Origin of the sequence: Nocardia asteroides (assembly GCF_900637185.1) — a bacterium.
GTDB lineage: Bacteria > Actinomycetota > Actinomycetes > Mycobacteriales > Mycobacteriaceae > Nocardia > Nocardia asteroides.
In genome coordinates, this window is the sequence record NZ_LR134352.1 from 992,282 (window position 1) to 1,014,016 (window position 21,735).

The window sequence follows — 21,735 nt, forward strand, 5'->3', positions numbered from 1 at the left end:
ATGCTTCGCTGCCGCCTCCGGCCGTTGACCGCTCATGCCTGGTTCTGCTCCAGTTCCTTGTCGCCGTCCACGCTCTCGGTTTCCAGCTCCCGCAGCACCTGTGCCACGTGATTACCCGCGTCGGGACCCTCGTACGCCGTGACGACCTCCTCGATACCGCCCTGCAGGCGGATCTGGCCGTGGTCGACCCACATCGCGGTGTCGCACAGCTGGGCGAGGAACTCGTTGGAGTGGCTGGCGAAGACGAGGATGCCCGAGCGCGCGACCAGTGACTGCAGCCGGGTGCGCGCCTTCTTCATGAACTCGGCGTCGACGGCGCCGATGCCCTCGTCCAGCAGCAGGATCTCGGGGTCGATGGAGGTGACCACACCCATCGCCAACCGCACCCGCATACCGGTGGAGTAGGTGCGCAGCGGCATCGACAGGTATTCGCCGAGCTCGGTGAAATCGGCGATCTCGTCGATCTTGGCCAGCATCTGCTTGCGGGTCTGCCCGAGGAACAGGCCGCGGATGATGATGTTCTCGTAGCCGGAGATCTCCGGGTCCATGCCCACGCCGAGGTCGAACACCGGGGCCACCCGGCCTCGGATGCGCGCGCTGCCGCGCGAGGGTTCGTAGATGCCCGACAGCAGCCGCAGCAGCGTCGACTTGCCCGCGCCGTTGTGGCCGACCAGGCCCACCCGGTCGCCTTCCTTGAGCGAGAGATTGATGTCGCGCAGCGCCTCGACCACGACCACGTCGGAGCTGTTGCGCCCGATCGCGCCGCCCGCCTTGCCGAGGAAGGCCTTCTTCAGCGACCGCGACTTGGCGTCGAAGATGGGGAACTCGACCCAGGCCTGATGGGTTTCGATACTCACACGGCTCATCGGGGACTGCTCCTAAACCCAGTACGGGACGCGGGCACGGTACTGCTTGAGCGCCAGGATCGCGACGATCCAGCCGACCACCGTGATCGCACCGACGATCGCCCAGTGATGCCACTCCGACGGCTCGCCGAGCAGCGGCGCGCGCACGATCTCCAGGTAGTGGAAGGTGGGCACGATCTCGATCAGCTTGGCCCGGTCGCTCATCCCGCCGACCGAGTTCTCCAGCGCCTTCGTCGACCACATGACGGGGGTCAGCACGAACAGCATCAGCGTCATCGAGCCCAGGATGGGGGCGATGTCGCGGTAGCGGGTGGAGAAGATGCCGAACACGATCGAGACCCACATCGCGTTCAGGAACAGCAGCACGATCGCCGGGACGGCCAGCAGCACCGACCAGTTCAGATCACGCCAGAGCGCGAACGCCACCAGCAGCACCGCGTAGATCGCCGCGTTGTGGATGAAGAACAGGAACTGCCGCCAGACCAGGCGATAGACGTGCACGCTCAACGCCGAGGGCAGCTGTTTGATCAGGCCCTCGTTGGCGATGAACACATCGGAGCCCTCGAGGATCGAGGCGCTGATGACGTTCCAGACGATCAGGCCGATCGTGACGTACGGCAGGTACTCGCTGATCGGCTGAGCGAGCAGGGTCGAATACAGCAGACCCATCGCCAGCGCCTGCAAACCGGTCGCGATGGTGATCCAGAACGGGCCGAGCACCGAGCGGCGGTACCGCTGCTTGATGTCCTGCCAGCCCAGCGACAGCCATAGCTCGCGCTGGCCGAGGCCGTCGCGCATGTCCTTGAACGCGCGCTTGAACGTCTGCGAATCCGACACCATCGGCTCGGCGACCTGGGTCGTCTCGGCCTCGGTCACCGGGGGAGTGTCGTCGGAATGCACGGGGCTCTCTTCGGTACGCACGTCACCGCGGTCGGAGACCGATTCGGGGCGAGCGGCAGCTGCGGGCACGGTCCCCGACCTTACAGGGTGGATCGGTGGCCGGTACGGCGTGTGCGGACCACCGCGGCTACAGGTACTGCCCGCCGCCGACGTGGCCACCCGGCTTCTGCTCGGCCGCGTGCATGCCCGGCGGCAAGGCGCCCTGACGCATCTGTTCCAGCTGGGCGCGCGCGGCCATCTGCTGGGCGAACAGCGCGGTCTGGATGCCGTGGAACAGGCCCTCGAGCCAGCCGACCAGCTGGGCCTGGGCGATGCGCAGTTCGGCGTCCGACGGCACCGACTCGTCGGTGAACGGCAGGGTCAGCCGCTCCAGCTCCTCGCGCAGCTCCGGGGCCAGGCCCTGCTCGAGCTCACGGACCGAGGACTTGTGGATCTCCTTGAGCCGCGACCGGCTGGCGTCGTCGAGCGGAGCCGCCCGCACCTCCTCGAGCAGCTGCTTGATCATGGTGCCGATGCGCATCACCTTGGCGGGCTGCTCGACCATGTCGGCCAGCGACTCGCCCGCGTCGGCGTCGCCGGGCTTGTCCTCGTCGTCGGAGACGACCTGTCCGGTGAACGCCGAAGCGCCGTTCTGGTCGGCGGGCACGGTGAGCGGACGGCCGTCGGGACCGATCACGACGATGGATTCCGGTACATCCTCCGAGTGCGTCATATCCCCATCATTGCGTGTGCGCCGGGTTCGCGCTAAAACCCCGACGCGGTTACACCGGGACGCCCGCTGCCCTTAAAGTGGCGGGCATGACTTATGACGTCGCGAGGGTTCGGGGCCTGATACCGTCCCTGGGCGACGGCTGGATTCATCTGGACCCGCAGGCTGGGATGCTCGTTCCCGATTCGGTATCACGTGCCGTCTCAACGGGTTTCCGCACCTCCTCGTTTTCCCACATCGGCCGCCACGGTGCGGCGACCCGCAGTGGCGCGATCCTCGACGCCGCGCGCGAGGCGGTCGCCGACCTGGTCGGTGGAGATCCGGCCGGCGTCGTGCTCGGACCCGATCGCGCGGTGCTGCTGGCCTGGCTGGCGGAATCGCTGAGTTCCCGGCTCGGTCTCGGGACCGGCATCGTGCTGTCGCGGCTCGACGACGAAGCCAATGTCGCCCCGTGGCTGCGCATCGCCAACCGCTACGGCGCGCACGTGCGCTGGGCCGAGGTCGAGATCGAGACCTGTGAGATGCCGTCGTGGCAGTTCGAGGAGCTGATCGGCCCCACCGCCCGCCTGGTCGCGCTCACCGCGGCCTCCCCGATCGTCGGCTCCGCGCCCGCGGTGCGGGTCGCCGCCGACCGGGTCCACGATGTGGGCGGATTACTGGTCGCCGACGCCTTCGGCGCCGCGCCGTACGCGCTGATCGACATCGACGAACTCAACGCCGACGTGGTCGCGCTGAGCGCGCCGTCGTGGGGCGGCCCGCAGGTCGGCGCCCTGGTGTTCCGCGATCCGGCGTTCCTCGACCGCATTCCGTCGATGTCGCTGAACCCCTATGCCAAGGGTGCTGAACGCCTCGAAGTCGGCGGTCACCAGTACGCGCTGCTGGCCGGGCTCACCGAGTCGATCGACTTCCTGGCCGGGCTCGACGAGCGGGCCAGGGGCACGCGCCGCGAGCGGCTGGAGATGTCGATCACCTCGCTGCAGGACTACCACGACCAGCTCTTCGATCACCTCATGCAGGTGCTGGAGAAGGTCGACAACCTCACCGTGATCGGCCGCGCCTCCACCCGCATCCCCACCGTCAGCTTCACGATGGCGGGCATGCAGGCGGAGAAGGTGGCGGCCAAGCTGGCCGACAACCGGATCGGCACGGTCAGCGGGGTGCACGGCGGCAGCAGGCTGCTCGACGCGCTCGGGGTCAACGACGAGGGCGGCGCCGTCACCATCGGCCTGGCGCCGTACACGACCCGCTACGAGATCGATCAGCTCGGCCGCGCCCTCAGCGCGCTCGAGTAGTCAGCGCACGCGCAGCACGACCTTGCCGAAGGTCTCCGGCGAGTCGAGCAGTTCGTGCGCGCGCCCGGCCTCGGTGATCGGCAGCTCGGCGGAGATCACCGGCACCACCTCGCCCGCGGCGACCAGCGGCCACAGCTGCGCTCGCACCGCGGCGATCACCTCGGCCTTGCCGCCCGGTCCGGTGCGCGGCCTGCTGCGCAGGTTGGTGGCGTGCACCGTGCCCCATTTGCCCAGCAGGGTGCCCAGATTCAGGGTGCCCGCGACGCCGCCCTGCATGCCGATCACCACCAGCTGACCGTGCGAGGCCAGCGCTTCCACATTGCGTTCCAGGTACTTGGCGCCCATGTTGTCGAGGATCACGTCGGCGCCCGCGCCGCCCGCCTGCGACGGTTCGGCCGCGAGCACTTCGACGAAGTCCTGCGTCTTGTAGTTGATCAGCAGTTCGGCGCCCAGTTCGGCGCACCTGGCCAGCTTCTCGTCCGAACCGGCGGTCACCGCCACCCGCGCGCCCAGCTGTCGCGCCACCTGGATCGCGTGGGTACCGATCCCGCCGCCGCCACCGTGGATCAGCACCAGCTGCCCGGACCGCAGCCCCGCGGTGGTCACCAGGTTCGACCACACCGTCGCCGCCACCTCCGGCAGCCCGGCCGCAGCCACCGGATCCAGCCCGTCCGGGATCGGCAGCAACTGGGTCGCGGGCACCGCCACCAGCTCGGCGTACCCGCCGCCGGCGAGCAGCGCGCACACCCGGTCCCCGACCGCCCATTCGGTCACCCCGTCGCCCAGCGCGACGACGGTCCCCGAACACTCCAGTCCCGGCACCGAACTCGCGTCCGCGGGTGGCGGATAGAACCCGCGCCGCTGCATCACATCGGCCCGGTTCACCCCCGCCGCGATCACCTCGACCAGCACCTCACCCGGCCCCGGCTCCGGATCGACCGTCACGGTCCACTCCATCACCTCGGGACCGCCGAACCCGTTCAACTCGATTGCTCGCATAGACGAATCCTGCATCTTCCACCCCTGGAAAAGTCACAGGGCACGGCCCGCCCCGCCGGATCGGCTACGATCTGACCCCAGGGAGACGTGGCAGAGCGGCCGAATGCACTCGCCTTGAAAGCGAGCGTCGCGAGAGCGACCGGGGGTTCAAATCCCTCCGTCTCCGCCACAAACCGCAGGTCAGCCAGCCGACTTGCGGTGGGGCCTGGTTCGGATCGATCGAACATTTGCAGGAGCGTCGGCGCCCGAGTTCCTGGCCAAGCTCGACGACATTGAGCGCCGAGGCTTCTGACCCAGCCGGCGGGCTTCGGTCCCTTCTCCGGGTACCCAACAACGGCGCTGGGCGGCAAGCCGCCAACGACGTCGACCCCAGCCCCGACCGGCACGTAGCGGCGCCCTACCCAGGTATAGCCGCAGTTGCCCATTCAGGGAGCAGCTCGCAGCTCGCGAACCATTCGGGCGGCACGCCCTCGAGGACGTGGCTGGCACCGATAATTCCGCCGATGATCGCGCACGTGGTGTCACTATCACCACCTGCCGAGGCGGCTGTCCAGCACGAGTCGGCGAAATCATGGCCCAGGTGAGCCGCGACCCAGAGGCAGAACGGGACGGTATCGAGCGCGGAGGTGTCGTGTCCGACTCCCAATTCCACAGCTGCAGTGACAGGATCACCGATTTCCTGGGCATCTCTGATCTTGTCTCGGACCGGGCCAGCCGGCGTCCGGGCGGCCACCGTACCGAGAAACTGACTACTGCGAAGCTTCGGTTGCGCCGAGAACAAGGCAGCAGCGACAGCCACCGCGACCGCGCCGGCTACAGCATCGGGGTGGGCATGGGTGACCACCGCCGAAGCTGTCGCCTCGTCGACGACCCGGTCCAGGTCGTCAGCGAACCACGCACCCAGCGGCGCCACCCGCATAGCGGCACCATTACCCCAGGACCCCCGTCCCTCACGTGCCTGTTGAGCGAGTTCACGCCAGTGATAGCCCTTTTGGCGCATGAGCCGCAGAATCCGGCTCGTCCCTGGCCCGTACCGGCGATAGATGTCGTAATGCTCAGCGAAGGAACGGGCCAGCACCTCCTGATCGATTCGACCGTGGGCACTGAGTACAGCGAAAACCGAACACGCCATCTGCGTATCGTCGGTCCACAACCACGGCCCGGGCAACAGGGTTCGCGACCGCAACGCGCCATGATTGATCGCGTCGTCGAAACATGCCCCGAACGCATCCCCTACCGCCAAACCACGCAACGAGGACAGTGCCCGCGCCCGTCCATCAGGGTTCATCCACCGGCCAGACGACTTGGTTATCGCGGATGACGAGAGGTCGAGAATCTGTGTCTTCGTGCCAGCGTAGTCGGCCGAGTTCGACCGAACCATCTGCTGCGATCGCCCGGAAATCAACGTGCCGATAGAGCCAGATCAACAGTGGCTCCAACGTTTCGAAATCCTCGGGGTGAACCTCTTGTCGGGCTTCGAGATGCCAGCCGGTCGAGGTCTTGTGGAAACTCGAGCTGAGAGTTCCACCGATCTTCCACGCAGGCCCGACCTGGCTCAGGGACGGTTGCGGGTCGGTGACGAAAGGTTCCTCACCTTCACTTTCTACGACACCGACGTACCCCCTCGAGAGCCGCCGCTCATCAGTGGGTGCTTCACCCTGCCCCACCTGCCATCGCAACTCCGCGATGTCCTCGCCGGACAGGTCGGAGCGAAGGTCTATTGAGGTCACGAACTCATAGATATCTGCCACGGTCGCAATGTATTACCGAACCCCGACAGACTCGATCACAACCAGCTGCGACTGCATGCACATCGGCATGCGACGACGTTGGACTGCGGACAGCTCGCAGGGAACCGACCGACCGTTCCCTGTCCTGTCACGCTGTGTCTCAACGGCGTTCGAACCGCCGGCGTGCTCGGTTTGAGCATCGGCCCGGCAACCTCGCTCGGGGCGGGCTGAAGCCTGCGCGATCCGGTTGTGCACACGCACTAACGGCGGCATGCACCCCTGGGATCGTGCCGAAGACTGCGCACCGTGTCAGGCGATGTCCTTGTTCCAGGCACCGGGAGGCTCTCGGCACTTCGTGGCAATGACGCTGGAGGTTCGGTACGACGATCCGGAAGACCTCGCCTCGTACGCGCCAGGTCAGATCGTTCGCACGCGTGAGGCGTCTCGACTCTCATGCGCCGCGCGGGTCGCCCGGCGCATCGTCACCTATCCCGCGCACGCCGCCGACCCCCACCGGCGTCGCACCCAGCCCGTGGTCTGAGGATTCGGCAGTCGGTTACCCCTCGTCCCAGGCTTGGATGGAGGACTGGTCGACGATGCGGCCGTCGCGGACGTCGGCCATCGAGTGGACCAGGACCCGGGTGCCGTCCGGGTAGCGGCAGGATTCGACGAAGGCGATGTGGTCGCCGTCCATCAGGATCGACTCGAGTTTGTGGGTCATCTCCCGCGCGCAGACGTCGTCGAACATCTCGCCGATCGCCGAGCGGCCGTGCAGCACACGGGGATGGCTGGGCTGGTCGTTGTGGTCGACCATGCGGATCTCGGCGTCGTCGCCGTACAGTGCCAGCAGTGTTGTCGCGTCGCGGCCCTCGATACCGCGGCGCAGTGCTTCGGCATCGAATCCCGAACTGGAAGCGGTGCTCATCGGAAGTCTCCTCGCTCGTCGCCCAACGAGCCGGACCAGGGCGATTCGGCCCGTATCCAGGAGACTACGCCCGCGGGACGTGCGGGGGAACGGCCCGGCAGCCGCCCGCCGGAGCGGGCGGCTGGGGCGCTGTCCGCGGACGCGATCAGGGCCTGTTGCGGCGCCGATCCTCGTCGATTCCTTCCGTGTCCACGCGTTCCTTGCGCACGGTGTCGGAGACCGTCTGTTCGTCGGCGACCTCGTCGACCTCGAGGCGCACCCGTTCCACCGGCACGGCTTCCTTGTCCACATGCACCCGATCGGCGTGCAGGGTCACCTCGCGTTCGTCCTCGCCGATCTCGGGCCTGCGGCCGGTGTCGGTGCCGGTGACCGGCTCGCGCTCGACCCGCACCTCCTCATGGCTGACCGGCACCCGGACGTTCTGTTCCTCGGTGACGACGTACTTGCGCAGCCGAGCCGTGCCGACCGCTTCGCTCTCGGTGTCGATCCGCAGCTGTTCCTCCGAGCGGATCATCGAGTCGTCCCTGGCCGTGGGGCTGCCGTGGGTCATCGGCTCGTCCGCTCCGGGGCGAATCTGCTGACGGCCGTAGGTGTCCCAGCCCGCCGCGCGCGGGTCGACGTGATAGTGCCGGAACAGCTCCTGCTCGGACTCGGCGCTGATGCGGCCGCCGTCGTCGAGGTGCGGCGCCGACTTCACCTGCTCCTTGTCGACGTGCAGGCTCAGGGTGTCGTCGTCGGCGCGGTGCTCGGCGCCGGCCAGCGGCACCAGCGAGTCGCTGCTGAACAGGCCGGTGGAGACCGCGGCCCACGTCGGTGACCCGGTGCTGTTCTCGAGGTAGATCTGCTTGACCTTGCCGATCTTCTGGCCCCGCTCGTCGTACGCGGTGGCTCCGATCAACGAGTCCAGTGTCGCTCTGCTCATGATGATCCTCCTACCTGGCGCGGAGGACGCCGATCCGGCCGCATCGGGTCCGGGTGACGGCTCCGCTGGGGTTGTGATGATCGGTCGTGCGCAGTGTCCGGGACGAGCCCGAATCAGCTACCTCGAAGCAAATACCCGAGGCCGCGAGAGACAAACACCGCCCGGTCAGGGCGCCCAAGTCGCGGCACAGCCCGCCGCCGGCGGTCAGGTGTCGGCGCGTTTGACGAAATTCGGGCGGATGTCCAGGTCGGGGGCGTCGTAGTACCGGTGGAAGGTGGGCGTGAGGCCCGACGAGATCGGCGGGTTCACCCAGCTCCAGTCGGTGGGGCAGCGCCGCCCCGCCGCTTCCTCGCGCTGTACGTGATCGCAGAACTGTTTGGCGACGGTGTGATGATCCACCAGGTGCACACCAGATGCTCGAAAGCTGTGCAGCACAGCGTGATTCAGTTCGATCAGGGCCTTGTCGCGCCAGAGTGTGCGCACCGAGGAGGTGTCCAGGCCCATCATGTCGGCGATCAGCGGGAGCATGTTGTAGCGGTCGGTGTCGCTGAGATTGCGGGCGCCGATCTCGGTGCCGACGTACCAGCCGTTGAACGGCGCGAACGGGTACGCGATGCCGCCGATCTCCAGATCCATGTTCGACACCGCGGGGAGCGCGTGCCATTTCAGGCCGAGTGTGGCGAACCAGGGGTAGTCAGGGTGGATCAGGTCCACCTCGCGGACCAGTTCGCGCGGGACGTCGAAGTACCGCAGGCCCTCGTGCGGCGTGCTGATCAGCACCGGCAGCACGTCGAACGGGGTGCGCGCGCCGCGCCAGCCCAGCGCGGTGGCCTGTTCGGTGGCGGCGATATTGGCCGGATCGCCGGTGACGGTGCCGTCTCCGTTGGGGTAACCGGCGTAGCGGATCAGCTGGGAACTCACGATCCGGTACTCGCCGCCGGGCTCGCGCTGCGGGCCGACGGTGATCATCGACTGGATCGCGCCGCCGTTGGTGGCCAGGCGCAGATGCTGCCAGCACGCCTCGGAAAGCTCCCGCGCGGAAGTAACTCGGCGCGCGTCGAGCAGTTTGAGTGAGCGCCAGTGCTTGCGCCCGACGCAGCGCGCGTGATTGCGCCAGGCCAGTTTGGCGCCGATCAGGATCTCCTCGGCGGTCTGCCGGTAGGTGCCGGTGTCACGCAGTTCGGCGAGTGCGCCGAGGCGCCGCTGGACGGGTAGGTGCCCCAGTTCCGGACTGCGGAAGAACTCGTCGCACTCCCGCAGCCGCCGGTCCAGGTCGGTAGCCGAAGAGACTGTGGTGTAGGCCTTTTCGCGGACAGCGGGGCGAGAGCGTTGATTCACGGTACATCTCCGGTCGGGCGGCTGGGAGCAGGGCCGAGCAGGCGTACCCGGGATGCTTCGCAGTTCGCCCGCCGAGAACGCCGCGCTCGACCGGTGGCGCGCACCGACCTCGAAAACTGGCCGGTTGCCGAGATTCGCTGTGCGTCAGCCTACGGCCGGTGTGCTGGCGGTGTGCTCGAAATCGCCGTAATCCCACCGTGACTGGCGTCAAGACAGGGTGACGGTGTGTCGGCCTAACGGAATCGGGCGGCGGTCTCCGGGTCCGTGGCGAAGGCGAGAAATTGCTCGTTCTCGTGCGGCGCGCCGATCGTCACCCGGACACCGTCCCCGGCGAACGGCCGCACCAGCACGCCGGCGGCGGCGCTCGCCTCGGCGAACTCGGTGCTGCGCTCGCCCAGCGGCAGCCAGACGAAGTTGGCCTCGCTCGACGGCACCTCGTACCCGGCCGCCACCAGCGCCGCGCTCACCTGGCGACGGTGCTCGACCACCACGTCGGTGCGGTCGAGCAGTTCGCCGCGCGCCTCCAGCGACGCGATCGCCGCCGCCTGCGCCACCCGGTTCACGCTGAACGGGATGTGCACCTTCAGCAGCGCGGTGATCACCTCCGGGGCGCCGACGGCGTAGCCGACGCGCAGCCCGGCCAGCCCGTAGGCCTTCGAGAAGGTGCGCAGCACCACCACGTTCGGCCGGGTGCGGCCGATCTCGACGCCGTCGGGCCGGGATTCGGGGGTGAGTCGCAGGTACTCGTAGTAGGCCTCGTCGAGCACCACCAGCACGTGCGCGGGCACCCGGTCCAGGAACCGTTCCAGCTCCGCGCGGCCGTGCGCGGTGCCGGTGGGGTTGTTCGGGTTGCAGACGAAGATCAGCTTGGTGCGCTCGGTGACCGCGTCGGCCATCGCGTCCAGATCGTGCAGGTGGCCCTCGGCGAGCGGGATCGGCACCGCGGTGGCGTTGCCCACCTGGGTGACGATCGGGTACGCCTCGAACGAGCGCCACGCGAAGACCACCTCGTCGGTGGGCGCGTCGCAGGTGATCTGCACCAGCTCCTGGCACAGCGCCACGCTGCCGCAGCCAACGGCGACATTGGCGACGGTGACGTCGAGGAACTTCGCGAGTGCCGCGCGCAGCTCGGTGACCTGGTTGTCCGGGTACCGGTTGGCCTGCTCGGCCGCCTCGGCGATCGCCTTGGCGGCGCTCGGCAGCGGGCCGAAGGTCGTCTCGTTCGACGCGAGCTTCACCGCGTCGGGGTGGTTACGACCGGGAACGTAGGCCGGGATGGTGGAGAGGTCGGGCCGGATGTGCGCACTCACGCCTCCACCCTACGGTGACCGGGGATTTTCCCGCGTCGGCCCCCGGCCGGAACCTACCCAACCGGGCGCGTTCGGCCTACTCTTGGTCTATGTCGGGGATCTATGACGATGTCGCTCCCCTGCGGCAGCTCGAGCCTGCCGCCGACAACGGTGGCGCCGCCACGGTGACGCGCACGTCGGTGCCCATCACCGTCGTCGAGCCGGAGCGGGTGGCCCGCGGCGGCATCGTGGTGCTGCACGAATCCCGCGAGTTCTCGCCTCAGCTGCTGGACCTGATGCGGTCGCTGGCCGTCGAGGGCTGGATCGTCGTCGCCCCGCATCTGTTCGACCGGATCGCCGACGACCAGGTGCACGAGGTGTTCGGCGACGATCTGTTCGACGACTTCGACGCCGGCTTCGACTGGCTCACCCGCCGCGGCGTCTTCGCCGACACCATCGGCGTCCTCGGCTTCGACACCGCGGGCACCGCCGCCTTCCTCGTCGCCACCAACCGCCCGATCGGCGCCGCGGTGAGCGTGGCGGCCCCCGGGATCGCCGAACCGCTCGCGGATCAGTGCGTCGCCCTGGTCGAGGTGGGACCCAGCCTGCAGGCGCCCTGGCTCGGACTCTTCGGCGCCGACGACCCGGCCACCCCGCCCGAGGACGTCGACCGCCTGCGCGACGCCACCTCCCGAGCGAATGTGGCCAGTCTCACGGTCACCTATCCCGGCCTCAGCCACCGCGCCGACCGCCCCGATTCCGACGACGACGCGGTCGACGCCATCCGGATCGATTCCCAGACCCGCATCTTCGACTGGTTCGACAGCAATTTACGGTAGTTGACCAGGCGTTTTGGACTACATGAACTGCTCGTGTAATCTTCATTCCCGGCGGTTCGACAAGGACCGGTGCCCTCGAAAGAGAAGGCTCCAGGAGGCGTGCCAGAGCGGCCGAATGGGACTCACTGCTAATGAGTTGTCCCTTCACGGGGACCGGAGGTTCAAATCCTCTCGCCTCCGCCACACCCAGCTCGCTGGGTGACAACTGAAGAACCATGCGCCCGTAGCTCAACGGATAGAGCACTTGACTACGGATCAAGAGGTTAGGGGTTCGAATCCCTTCGGGCGCACAACAGAAAGACTCCCAGCATCCGCTGGGAGTCTTTCTTCGTTTGCCGGAAGCCTCAGTGCGGCAAAGTGTTTCGCGCTTGGGCTACTTCCAGGCGGGGAGGGGTGGGAGGGGGCCGGTGAGGTCTTGGCCGGGGGAGCGGCCGAGGAGCCAGGCCAGGAGGGAGGCGGCGGGGCCGAGGACGGTGTGGTGGGGGCGGCCGGGGCCTACGGTGGCGATGAACTCGGAGTCGGAGGCCTGGATGTCGAAGGTGGGGGTGGCTGCCGGGACCAGTTTGGCGGACAGGTCGGCGACGGCCTCGGGGAGCAGGCGGGTGACGAAGGCGGCGGGCCAGTCGGCGGGGGTGTAGCCGACGCCGAGGTCGACGTGATGGATCTCGGTCTCGCGCAGCCGCATCCACGGGATCTGGTCCGCGGTGAGCTCACCGCCCTGGCGGTTGCGGACCACGGCCTGCCAGCGGTCGGCGGGCATCGTCGACGCCACGGCCTGCCAGCGGTGCGCGGAGCCGGTGAAGTCGGCGTGCTGGACGTCGAGGTGGCGGGGCGCGCCTGCCTCGATATCGGCATCGCGCAGCGCGACGCTGGCGTACTGCGGGATCTCGATGCCGATGCTTGCCCACAGCAGCAGGTTCAGCAGGCTGTCGGCATTGCGCGACATGTGCGCGACGACATGTCCGCGCGTCCAGCCGGGCAGCTGGGAAGGCTCGCCCAGCTCGGCGTCGGTGAGCTTGCCGATCGCCGCGTCGAAGCGTGCCGTGGAGGCGGCGACCTGGGCGAGCAGGTCGGTGGGGGTAGCCGTGTCGCTGGTCACGGGAGCGAGCCTAGTGGCCGCGAGCCCGCTGCACCGCTGTTCACGCCGGGTCTGTGGATAACCCTGAACCTGTGGACAACTGGGGATTTCCGGCGTCCGCCGCTCGGGCCGATGTGTGACGATTCAGTCCACGACGATCGCGTCGGCTTCGATCTCGATCAGCAGCTCGGGCGCGATCAACCCCGTCACCTCGTACATCGAGGCGGCGGGCCGAACGGCGTCGAACACCGCGGAGTGCGCGGCGGCGACTTCGGGCCACCGGGTGATGTCGGTGACGAACAGGCGGGTACGCACCACATCCCGCAGGCTCGCCCCCGCCTGCTCCAACGCGGCGGCGATGCGCGCGAGCACCTCGGTGGTCTGCGCGCCGATGTCGTCACCGCCCACCGCGCCGCCGCCGGGAATCGCGGCGGTGGTCCCGCTGACGACGACATGGTTCCCCACCCGTACCGCCCGCGAGTATCCGACGACATCCTCGAAATCGGAGGCAGAAGAGATGTTCACCCGAGTTGTGGTCATGGCAGCCAGAATGATGCATCGAGTGGTGCGTGACAATTCATTTGCCCGTCGGCTGCCGGTCGGCTCGGCGCGGTACGCATGGCAGATGAACGCACGTCCAGGTTTACGTCTCCTCCCGCTCACCGCCGCGCTGTGCGCCGCCGCCGTCACCGCGGGCTGCTCGACGCCCGGCTCGAACGCCGACTTCAGCGTCGGCACGGACCGGACGCTGGTGATCTCGCTCGACGAGCTGGTGGCCAAGTCCGGCAAGAGCGCGGTCCTCGGCGTAAGCCTGGAACCCGAACACGGCAATATCGTCCGGCGCGGCGACGGCTCCTACGAGTACACCCCGGTGGCCGGCTACCGCGGCCTCGATCAGTTCAAGATCACCACCACCGACGCGGTGCGCCTCTACACCACCGATATCCCGGTGCTCGGTGAATACGGCGGCACCACGGTGCAGGGCAGCGGCTTCGGTTCGGCGTGGACGCCGGTGCCGGGCAGCGCCGACGAGTTCTACGGCCTCACCGACCGCGGCCCCAATGTCGACGGTCCGGCCAAGAACGAAAAGCTCACGCCCGTCCCGGCATTCGTGCCGAAAATCGGCCGGTTCAAGCTGGTCGGCAACCGGGCGGTGCTGCAGTCGAGCATCGAGCTACGCGCCAAGTCGGGCGTGCCGTTCAACGGCCAGGTCGACATCGCGGCGAGCACCGGCGAGACCATCAAGGACCTGCAGGGCACCGTGCTGCCGCCCACCGATCACGGTCTCGATCCGGAAGGCCTCGTCGCGCTCGCCGACGGCACCTTCTGGGTGTCCGACGAATACGGCCCGTTCCTGGTGCATATCGCCGCCGACGGCACCGAGATCGAGCGGCTCTCGCCCGGCAACGGCCTGCCGAAGGAGATCGCGCTGCGCACGCCGAACCAGGGTATGGAAGGCCTGACGGTCACGCCCGACGGCAACACCCTGGTCGGGGTGGTGCAGAGCGCGCTCAACACGCCGGGTCTGAGCGGTTCGGCCAAGGAGGTGCCGTTCGCGCGGATCGTCACCGTCGACCTGAAGACCAAGGCGCAGAAGGAATTCCTGTACCCGCTGGAGAACCCGAAGCAGAGCAAGGTAGCGGTCTCGGAGATCACCGCGCTGAGCGCGACCACCTTCCTGGTCGACGAGCGCGACGGGAACCTGGCGCCCAAGTCCGACAAGAAGATCTGGACCATCGACATCGCGGGCGCCACCGATGTCGGCCCGCAGTCCACGGTGCCGGGCGCGGTCTACGACGCCGAGAAGGGCGGCTTGCTGGTCGACGGCAAGCCGCTGGAGACGTTCGTCGGCGTCACCCCGACCGCGGACGCGGTCGCCGCGCTGACGAAGGTGGGCGTCACCCCGGTCGCCAAGAAGAGCAATCTCGATCTGTCGGCGCTGGTCGTAGCGCTGGACGACAAAGGGCAGTTCTTCGGGCACGACAAGATCGAGGGCATCGCCACCACCGACGGTGGCAAGACGGTCTATATCGCCAACGACAGCGACTTCGGTCTGGCCGCGAGCCAGGGTGAGCAGCCGCCGTTCGGTCTGAAGCCGAAGACCCTGCCCAACGGCCTGCAGGACACCGGCGAGGTGCTGGCGGTCGACACCACCAAGCTGCCGGCGAAGCTCGACGGCTACACGGTGCGGATCACGGTCGGGTAGTCCACTCCCGGGTCTCGAGCGCCACCGCGGCCGCCAGCGCCAGCAGCCACACCGACATCGAGCCGACCTGGATGCGCTGGGCGATGCCGAGGGCATAGGAACCGGACAGGTTGTCGGCGACCAGCATCCAGACGGTCGCCGCCGACCCGAGCACGAGCACGGCGACCCCGAACTCGCGCAGGATCCGCCAGTGGTGATAGCGGTAGGCGGCGACGCTGAACGCGAACGCCGCCACCGCGATCGAGGTGACCGCGAGGGTGCTGGTCAGCGCGTGCGGTTGATAGAGCTGCGGGAACAGCGCGCCCCGGCCCGGGCATTCCTCGCGGGCCGGATCGCAGTCGCGCAGCGGGAGCATCGCATCGGCGATCGTGGCCGCGCCGAAGCACAGCAGCGCTACCCAGCCCACAGTGGTCAGCGCGCGCCGGGGGAAGACGAGCAGTCCGCCCAGTGCGGCCGGGATCAGCAGGACGCCGACCAGTTTGTCGGCGGTGGCGAACACGGCACGGTAGGGCTTGCCCTCGGCGTCGAGTTCGCTGAGGAAGGTGTCGACCGGATCGGAGTCGATCGGCAGCACGAACTCCAGCACCCAGGACGAGTAGCAGAGGGCCGCCACGGCGATCGACAGCGCGATCAGCAGCGGAACGACACGGGGTATCCGGCCTGGTGCGGGCACCTCACCATTGTGCTGGGCCGGGCAGATCGGACGGTCGACCGGCGAGATGTGGCGCGTCGCACCCCGGGAACGTGGTTTCATCACAGCACCCACAGGTTGTTGTCAGGTTCACCGGGCAGGGTGGTGGATGTAACCGATCGGGAGGTTTTGGATGAGCTACGTGATCGCGCTGGCAGGCTTTGCCATGGTCCTGGCGATGGCGGTCTCCGGCTTCGCCGCGGCTTCGGCACCGCGATCGCTGGTGCGGGTGCGCGTGCACAACCGGCCGTACCGCCGCTGACGACGTCCGGGTCAGCCCGGCTGTTCGGGTAGTGGCCCACGGACCAGGGCGCGGATGTGTTCCGCCGCGACCCGCGGGTCCTCGTGTTCCCATACCCGGACCACCTGCCACCCCGCTTCGACCAGGGCGGCATCGGTAGCGCGGTCCCGCGCGACATTGCCTGCCAGCTTCTCCGCCCACCACTGGGCATTGTTCTTCGGATCCGTCGCGTGCTCCGGGCACCGATGCCAGAAGCAGCCGTCCACGTAGACGGCGATGTGCAACCGGGGAAAGACCACATCCGCCCGCCTCCGCAGGCCCTTGATCGGCGGCCGGTCGACGAAGTAGCGCAGTCCCGCCCGATGCAATTCGCGACGTAATGCCAGCTCAGGAGTGGTATCGACGCGGCGCTGCCGGGACATGCGGGCACTGGTCGCGGCATCGGTGACCGGTTTCGCCCGCCGCGAGGTCATGCCGCCCAGCCACCCATGCGGTCGAGGTGGTCGCGCACGTCGTCGAGGAATCCGGGCGGGAATCGCAGATTGCCCATCTCGGTGCGGCGCAGGAACCCGGCGGTGGCGCGGGGCGAGAGCAGCCGGGGCTCGGTGAGGAAGTTCTTCAGGTCCTCGTACGGCTCGTGCACCGGCCAGGTCGACAGCGGCACCCGATGCACCACACCGGCCCGGCCCCAGGCCGCCGTCGGCCAGGGGGAACCCGGACGTAGCGGCTCACCGACGGTCAGCGGCTCCGACGGCGCGGCCAGCCGCTCGCCGACCCAGTTGGCCATCCGCACACTGACCGCGTTGCCGACCAGCTTCCAGCGATGCCCCTGCCGGACACCGGGCACGTCGAGGGCGGGCGCCGTCCACTCGGCATCGAAGCCCTGCAGCCGCTCGCCGTCGACGATGCCGGGGGTGACGATCTCGCCCGCGGGCAGCCGGACGGCGGGTGGGCTGGCGATCCCGAGCCCGGAACCACCCTTGAGCGTCGGCACCGCGTTCACCGCCCAGCCCAGTCCGCGCACACCTTCGGTCCAGTAGAAACCGCAGGGATCGCGGTCGGGATCGCCGTACTCGCGCGGGCCCGCGTCGTCGCCGAACAGCACTTCGCGCGGGTCCTCGGTGCGTGAGGCCAGCATCAACACGCGCTGACGCCGCTGCGGCAGCCCGAAGGCGCGGCCGTCGACGACCCGATAGGCCCAGGTGTACCCGAGTTCCTCGAGTGCGCCGGTGATGTGCCGCATAGCGGCCCCGCGACCCAGTTGCAGCATGAACGGGACGTTCTCGATCAGCAGCCAGCGCGGTCCGCGCCTGCGCCGGACCAGCCGGAACACCTCGTCGACCAGCCCGGATCTGCGGCCGGTGATCCCGGCGGTGCGGCCGGCCTGGGACAGGTCCTGGCAGGGGAAGCCCGCGGCGACGAGTTCGGTGCCCGCGGGCAGCGACCGCAGCCGGGTGATGTCGCCGTGCAGCGGAACATCGGGGAAGCGGGCCGCGAGCACGCCCTGGGCGCCCGGGTCGATCTCGCAGAGCAGTTCGGACGACCAGCCGTTGGCGCCGAGGCCGAGTTCGAGTCCGCCGATTCCGGCGAACAGCCCGACCATCCGTGTCAACGACCCTCCTGTGTCCGTGGAGCGCAGGCGCGCTCGTGTTCGCCGCCTGCGGCATTCTATCGGTCCGCTGTCCAGGGAGTTCGGCCGCGAACAGGTCGGGCGGTATGGGTGCGGCTTCGGGTTCGGTTCGGAGCCGCGCACCCGTACGGCTGGGTCCGGCTACGTCCGTCGCCGGAAAATCAGTGGCCGACCACAGTGCGACGGTGCCACTCTTGATGGGCCGACTTTGTCGGACCCCGGTGCGAACATCACCGGGAGTCCGTTCCGGAAACCATCCATCCACCGGACACAAGGGGGAGTCTTGTCTGTCACTTTGGAGCTGGCGGCCACCGATTCGGAGGCCGACAGATCGGGGTCGACAACGCCGCGGCCGAGCGGAAGATTGCGCTCGCTACGGCGGTTTCTGCCCTACCTCCGGCCCTACCGGGTGCCGCTGATCGCGGCCAATCTGCTCGCGATCCTCTCGGCCAGTTCCGCGGTGGTGATTCCCCTGGTGATCGCGCGGGTGATCGACGGCCCGATCGCGCACCGGGATTTCTCCGCGTTGTTGCTGCCGGTGGCGGTGATCTTCGTCCTCGGCACGCTCGAGTCGGTCGGCATGTGGGGTCGCCGCTGGCTGGTGTCCAAACCGTCGACGCTGTTCGAGATCCGGATGCGGGCCAAGCTCTTCGCGCAGTTGCAGGCACTGTCGATCGGCCGACACGACGGCTGGCAGTCGGGCCAGCTGCTCTCGCGCGCCATCGACGACCTGTCGGTGCTGCGGCGCTTCGTGGCGTTCGCCGGGCCGTTCCTGATCGTCAACGGGGTGATCCTGCCGATCGGGCTGGTCTCCCTGTTCGTGATGAACTGGCAAGTGGGACTGATCTTCACGATCACGTCGCTGCCGCTCACGCTGCTGTGCGTGCGTTTCGTACGCCGGTTCGAGGTGGCCTCGCGGCGCTCGCAGGACCAGTCCGGCGACCTGGCGACCATCGCGCAGGAATCCGCGCAGGGCGTCCGGGTACTCAAGGCGCTCGGCCGTGGCCGGTTCTTCGGTGCGCGCTTCACCGCGCTCTCGCGTGAACTGCAGCGCACCGAACTGGAGAAGGTCCGTCTCGACGCGACCCTGTGGGCCGCGCTGGTGACCCTGCCGACGGTGGCGATCGCGGTCTCGCTCGGCGTGGGCGGCTACGCGGTGGTGCAGGGGTCGATGACGATGGGCACCCTGGTCGCGAGCATCGCGCTGGCGACCTTCCTGCAGTGGCCGATCATCTGGATGGGTTTCCTGCTGTCGGAACTGTTCGAGGCGCGCACCGCCGCCGACCGGTTCTGGGAGATCATCGACACCCCGCTCGACATCACCGATCCGGAGCGTCCGGTGTCGCTGCCCGCCGGACTGCGCGGCGAACTGGTCGTCGACCATGTCCGCTTCGCCTACCCCACCGGTGACGACGGCACGGAAAAGCCGGTGCTGGAGGACATCTCGCTGCGCGTGCGGCCGGGGGAGACGGTCGCGCTGGTCGGCGCCACCGGGAGCGGCAAGACGGCGCTGCTGGAACTGATCCCGCGGCTCTACGACGTGGACGACGGCAGCATCACCATCGACGGCGTCGACATCGCCACCCTGCGCCTGGCCGACCTGCGCCGGGTGGTGACCGTGGCCTTCGAGGAGCCGGTGCTGTTCTCGGCCAGCGTGCGCGAGAACGTGGCGCTGGGCGATCCGCGCGCCACCGACGCCGATGTGCGGCAGGCGCTCGACATCGCGCAGGCGAGCGAGTTCGTCGACGCGCTGCCGTGGGGTCTGGACACCAGGATCGGTGAGCAGGGCATGAGTCTGTCGGGCGGACAGCGGCAGCGGCTCGCCCTGGCCAGGGCCGTGCTCATCGGCGAGACCGCCGCCGAGCACGGGCGGATCATGGTGCTCGACGATCCGCTCTCCGCGCTGGACGTGGAAACCGAAGAGCGCGTGCAGGATCGGCTGCGGACCGTGCTGGCCGGCGCCACCACGCTGCTGGTCGCGCACCGGCCGTCCACGGCGGCACTGGCCGACCGCGTCGCGCTGCTGGCCGAGGGCCGCATCGTCGCCGAGGGCACCCACGAGAAACTGCTGCGGACCAACGGCCGCTACCGCGAGCTGATGGGAGGTGAGGCATGAGCACCGACACCGAGATCCAGGCACCACCCGAACAATCCGACCGGGCGGGGGACTGGCGTGGCATCGCCAAGGAGGACGACGACGTCACCGGCACCGGAAACCTGGTGCTGGCCGGGCGATCCCGCCGCCTGCTGCTCGACCTGGTGCGGCCCTACCGCAAGCAGGCGGCGCTCACCTTCGCGCTGATCCTGCTCGACAACGCGGCCAAGATCTCGCTGCCGCTGTTCATCGCCTACGGCCTCGACCACGGCATCGGCCAAGGTAGGCAGGGCAATTGGACGCCGCTGCTCGCGACGGTCGCCGGGTTCGTCGCGGTGACCCTGCTGGCCGGCCTGACCACGTACTTCTTCCTGCGGATGTCGGGTTCGCTGAGTCAGCGGGTGCTGTTCGACCTGCGGGTGCGCGCGTTCCGGCACACCCAGCGGCTGAGCGTGTCGTTCCACGAGAAGTACACCTCGGGCAAGGTCGTCACCCGGCTCACCAGCGATATCGAGACCCTGCAGGAACTGCTGGAAGGCGCGCTCAACCAGGCGTTCAGCGCGATCCTGTCGGTGGTCACCATCGCGGTGCTGCTGGTGTGGCTGGACCCGATGCTGGCTTCGATCGTGCTGCTCGGATTCGTGCCGCTGGTGCTGGTGACCCGCTGGGCCCAGCGACGGCAGCGCGCGGGGTACCGCCGCACCCGCGGCGCGATCGCGCGGGTGGTGGTGCAGTTCGTCGAGTCGATGAGCGGCATGCGCGCGGTGCAGGCGTTCCGGCGCGAGGACCGCAATCAGGAGGTCCTCGGCGGCGAGGACAGCGAGTACCAGCAGGCGACCACCACGGCGATCCGCGGCATGGGCGACTACGTGGGCCTGTCGAACTTCATCGGCAAGGTCACCACGGTGATCGTGCTGCTGGTCGGCGCGTGGCAGGTGATGGAGGGCAACCTCGCGATCGGCGTGCTCGCCGCGTACCTGCTCTACCTCGACCAGTTCTACGGCCCGCTCGACGAACTCGCCCAGGTGTTCAACTCCTACCAGTCGGCCGCGGCGGCGCTGGAGAAGATCTCGGGCGTGCTCGAGGAGGAGCCCGCGGTCGCCGAACCCGCGGATCCGGTCGCCCTCGACCGGGCGAGCGGCGCGGTGCGGATGGACGGGGTGTGGTTCGGCTACCACGCCGAGTCGGCGGTGCTGCCGGAGTTCGACCTGACCATCCCGGCCGGTCAGGTGGTCGCGCTGGTCGGCGCCACCGGCGCGGGCAAGTCGACGCTGGCCAAGCTGCTCACCCGGTTCTACGACCCGAGCGGCGGCACCATCACCCTCGACGGGGTCGACCTGCGCGAGCTGGCCGACGCCGAACTGCGCAGGCACGTCGTGATGGTCACCCAGGAGGCGTACCTGTTCTCCGGGACCATCGCCGACAACATCCGGCTCGGCAGGCCCGACGCGACCGACGACGAGGTCACCGCGGCGGCGCGCGCGGTGGGCCTGGACGCCTTCGTCCGCTCGCTGCCGGACGGGTACGCGACCGATGTGCGCACCCGCGGCGGCAGGCTCTCGGCGGGGCAGCGGCAGCTGGTGGCGTTCGCCAGGGTGTTCCTGGCCGACCCGGCGGTGATCGTGCTGGACGAGGCCACCTCCAGCCTGGACATCCCGGGCGAGCGGCTGGTGCAGCACGCGCTGGAGACCCTGCTGCGCGAGCGCACGGCGGTGATCATCGCGCACCGGCTCTCCACCGTGGCCATTGCCGACCGGGTGCTGGTGCTCGACGCGGGCCGGATCGTCGAGGACGGCGCACCGGCCGAGTTGATCGCCGGACAGGGCCGCTTCGCGGGGCTGCACGCCGCGTGGCGGGATTCGCTGGTCTGATGCCACCGTGTTGTACAGCAGCGGGGCTGGTGTCGCTTACCGTAGAGAGGTGACGACCCCAGCCCCGGGCCCGGCCGATGGACCCATCGAGAACAGACCGGCTTCCCGGTGGCC

General features: G+C 68.8%; 21 protein-coding genes and 3 tRNA genes. 9 read left to right on the forward strand and 15 right to left on the reverse strand.

Translation table 11 applies throughout. The features are described 5' to 3' along the window. Window positions 1-32 precede the first annotated feature (32 nt). From wzt to EL493_RS04750, 3 genes are all read right to left on the reverse strand, one after another. Entirely contained in the window at window positions 33-866 is an 834-nt protein-coding gene (gene wzt, locus EL493_RS04740; RefSeq protein WP_022566515.1) for a galactan export ABC transporter ATP-binding subunit Wzt/RfbE, read from the reverse strand. 12 nt (window positions 867-878) lie between these two features. After that, on the reverse strand, window positions 879-1,706 hold the full coding sequence (gene wzm / locus EL493_RS04745) for a galactan export ABC transporter permease subunit Wzm/RfbD (protein ID WP_051719473.1): 828 nt from the start codon (window positions 1,704-1,706) through the stop codon (window positions 879-881). Between the two features lie 187 nt (window positions 1,707-1,893). Further along, entirely contained in the window at window positions 1,894-2,478 is a 585-nt protein-coding gene (locus EL493_RS04750) for a bacterial proteasome activator family protein (protein ID WP_019044456.1), read from the reverse strand. Window positions 2,479-2,564: 86 nt separating this feature from the next. On the opposite strand from EL493_RS04750, the gene EL493_RS04755 reads away from it, so the two are divergent. Beyond that, the gene (locus EL493_RS04755) at window positions 2,565-3,767 is read left to right on the forward strand and encodes a cysteine desulfurase-like protein (protein ID WP_022566513.1); all 1,203 of its coding nucleotides are present in this window, start codon (window positions 2,565-2,567) and stop codon (window positions 3,765-3,767) included. Here EL493_RS04755 and EL493_RS04760 read toward each other — a convergent pair whose 3' ends face one another. Further along, the gene (locus tag EL493_RS04760; protein WP_022566512.1) at window positions 3,768-4,766 is read right to left on the reverse strand and encodes an NAD(P)H-quinone oxidoreductase; all 999 of its coding nucleotides are present in this window, start codon (window positions 4,764-4,766) and stop codon (window positions 3,768-3,770) included. Window positions 4,767-4,847: 81 nt separating this feature from the next. On the opposite strand from EL493_RS04760, the gene EL493_RS04765 reads away from it, so the two are divergent. Continuing rightward, window positions 4,848-4,935: transfer RNA gene (locus tag EL493_RS04765), tRNA-Ser, on the forward strand. Window positions 4,936-5,163: 228 nt separating this feature from the next. Here EL493_RS04765 and EL493_RS04770 read toward each other — a convergent pair. The 6 genes from EL493_RS04770 to hisC form a co-directional block, all read right to left on the reverse strand. Next, a complete protein-coding gene (locus tag EL493_RS04770; protein ID WP_022566511.1) occupies window positions 5,164-6,054 on the reverse strand; it encodes an ADP-ribosylglycohydrolase family protein in 891 nt (296 codons plus the stop codon). Beyond that, window positions 6,044-6,517 (reverse strand): hypothetical protein, encoded by a 474-nt coding sequence (locus tag EL493_RS04775; RefSeq protein ID WP_022566510.1) that lies wholly within the window; start codon window positions 6,515-6,517, stop codon window positions 6,044-6,046. Before EL493_RS04775 ends, EL493_RS04770 begins: the two co-directional genes overlap by 11 nt. 535 nt (window positions 6,518-7,052) lie before the next feature. Next, the gene (locus tag EL493_RS04780; protein WP_019044460.1) at window positions 7,053-7,421 is read right to left on the reverse strand and encodes a nuclear transport factor 2 family protein; all 369 of its coding nucleotides are present in this window, start codon (window positions 7,419-7,421) and stop codon (window positions 7,053-7,055) included. Between the two features lie 145 nt (window positions 7,422-7,566). After that, the gene (locus EL493_RS04785) at window positions 7,567-8,343 is read right to left on the reverse strand and encodes a DUF2382 domain-containing protein (protein WP_019044461.1); all 777 of its coding nucleotides are present in this window, start codon (window positions 8,341-8,343) and stop codon (window positions 7,567-7,569) included. Between the two features lie 204 nt (window positions 8,344-8,547). Continuing rightward, a complete protein-coding gene (locus EL493_RS04790; RefSeq protein WP_232017297.1) occupies window positions 8,548-9,615 on the reverse strand; it encodes a nitric oxide synthase oxygenase in 1,068 nt (355 codons plus the stop codon). Window positions 9,616-9,914: 299 nt separating this feature from the next. Beyond that, a complete protein-coding gene (hisC, locus tag EL493_RS04795) occupies window positions 9,915-10,991 on the reverse strand; it encodes a histidinol-phosphate transaminase (RefSeq protein ID WP_019044463.1) in 1,077 nt (358 codons plus the stop codon). A gap of 89 nt (window positions 10,992-11,080) precedes the next feature. On the opposite strand from hisC, the gene EL493_RS04800 reads away from it, so the two are divergent. From EL493_RS04800 to EL493_RS04810, 3 genes are all read left to right on the forward strand, one after another. After that, the gene (locus EL493_RS04800; protein WP_019044464.1) at window positions 11,081-11,809 is read left to right on the forward strand and encodes a dienelactone hydrolase family protein; all 729 of its coding nucleotides are present in this window, start codon (window positions 11,081-11,083) and stop codon (window positions 11,807-11,809) included. Window positions 11,810-11,902: 93 nt separating this feature from the next. Next, a tRNA-Ser gene (locus EL493_RS04805) sits at window positions 11,903-11,992 on the forward strand. Between the two features lie 34 nt (window positions 11,993-12,026). Then, window positions 12,027-12,099, forward strand: a tRNA-Arg gene (locus EL493_RS04810). A gap of 83 nt (window positions 12,100-12,182) precedes the next feature. Here the strand turns inward: EL493_RS04810 and EL493_RS04815 are convergent. Both EL493_RS04815 and EL493_RS04820 read right to left on the reverse strand, forming a co-directional pair. After that, window positions 12,183-12,908 (reverse strand): maleylpyruvate isomerase family mycothiol-dependent enzyme, encoded by a 726-nt coding sequence (locus tag EL493_RS04815; RefSeq protein ID WP_019044465.1) that lies wholly within the window; start codon window positions 12,906-12,908, stop codon window positions 12,183-12,185. A gap of 123 nt (window positions 12,909-13,031) precedes the next feature. After that, complete coding sequence (locus EL493_RS04820) at window positions 13,032-13,427, reverse strand: RidA family protein (RefSeq protein WP_030201808.1); 396 nt, start codon at window positions 13,425-13,427, stop codon at window positions 13,032-13,034. A gap of 85 nt (window positions 13,428-13,512) precedes the next feature. On the opposite strand from EL493_RS04820, the gene EL493_RS04825 reads away from it, so the two are divergent. After that, a complete protein-coding gene (locus tag EL493_RS04825; RefSeq protein ID WP_019044467.1) occupies window positions 13,513-15,093 on the forward strand; it encodes an esterase-like activity of phytase family protein in 1,581 nt (526 codons plus the stop codon). On the opposite strand, the gene EL493_RS04830 is transcribed toward EL493_RS04825, so the two are convergent. Further along, complete coding sequence (locus EL493_RS04830) at window positions 15,080-15,766, reverse strand: DUF998 domain-containing protein (RefSeq protein ID WP_019044468.1); 687 nt, start codon at window positions 15,764-15,766, stop codon at window positions 15,080-15,082. The genes EL493_RS04825 and EL493_RS04830 overlap by 14 nt on opposite strands. A gap of 151 nt (window positions 15,767-15,917) precedes the next feature. On the opposite strand from EL493_RS04830, the gene EL493_RS33480 reads away from it, so the two are divergent. Then, window positions 15,918-16,046, forward strand: a complete 129-nt coding sequence (locus EL493_RS33480; protein ID WP_019044469.1) for a hypothetical protein — start codon at window positions 15,918-15,920, stop codon at window positions 16,044-16,046. A gap of 11 nt (window positions 16,047-16,057) precedes the next feature. On the opposite strand, the gene EL493_RS04835 is transcribed toward EL493_RS33480, so the two are convergent. Together EL493_RS04835 and EL493_RS04840 are read right to left on the reverse strand one after the other, a co-directional pair. Beyond that, window positions 16,058-16,498, reverse strand: a complete 441-nt coding sequence (locus EL493_RS04835; RefSeq protein ID WP_019044470.1) for a very short patch repair endonuclease — start codon at window positions 16,496-16,498, stop codon at window positions 16,058-16,060. Further along, window positions 16,495-17,628: a DNA cytosine methyltransferase gene (locus EL493_RS04840; RefSeq protein ID WP_019044471.1), complete on the reverse strand. Its 1,134-nt coding sequence runs from the start codon at window positions 17,626-17,628 to the stop codon at window positions 16,495-16,497. Before EL493_RS04840 ends, EL493_RS04835 begins: the two co-directional genes overlap by 4 nt. 310 nt (window positions 17,629-17,938) lie before the next feature. Between EL493_RS04840 and EL493_RS04845 the strand changes: the two genes are divergently transcribed. Continuing rightward, the gene (locus EL493_RS04845) at window positions 17,939-19,771 is read left to right on the forward strand and encodes an ABC transporter ATP-binding protein (RefSeq protein ID WP_022566506.1); all 1,833 of its coding nucleotides are present in this window, start codon (window positions 17,939-17,941) and stop codon (window positions 19,769-19,771) included. Continuing rightward, window positions 19,768-21,621, forward strand: coding sequence for an ABC transporter ATP-binding protein (locus EL493_RS04850; RefSeq protein WP_019044473.1), 1,854 nt, complete (start codon window positions 19,768-19,770; stop codon window positions 21,619-21,621). Before EL493_RS04845 ends, EL493_RS04850 begins: the two co-directional genes overlap by 4 nt. Window positions 21,622-21,735 lie beyond the last annotated feature (114 nt).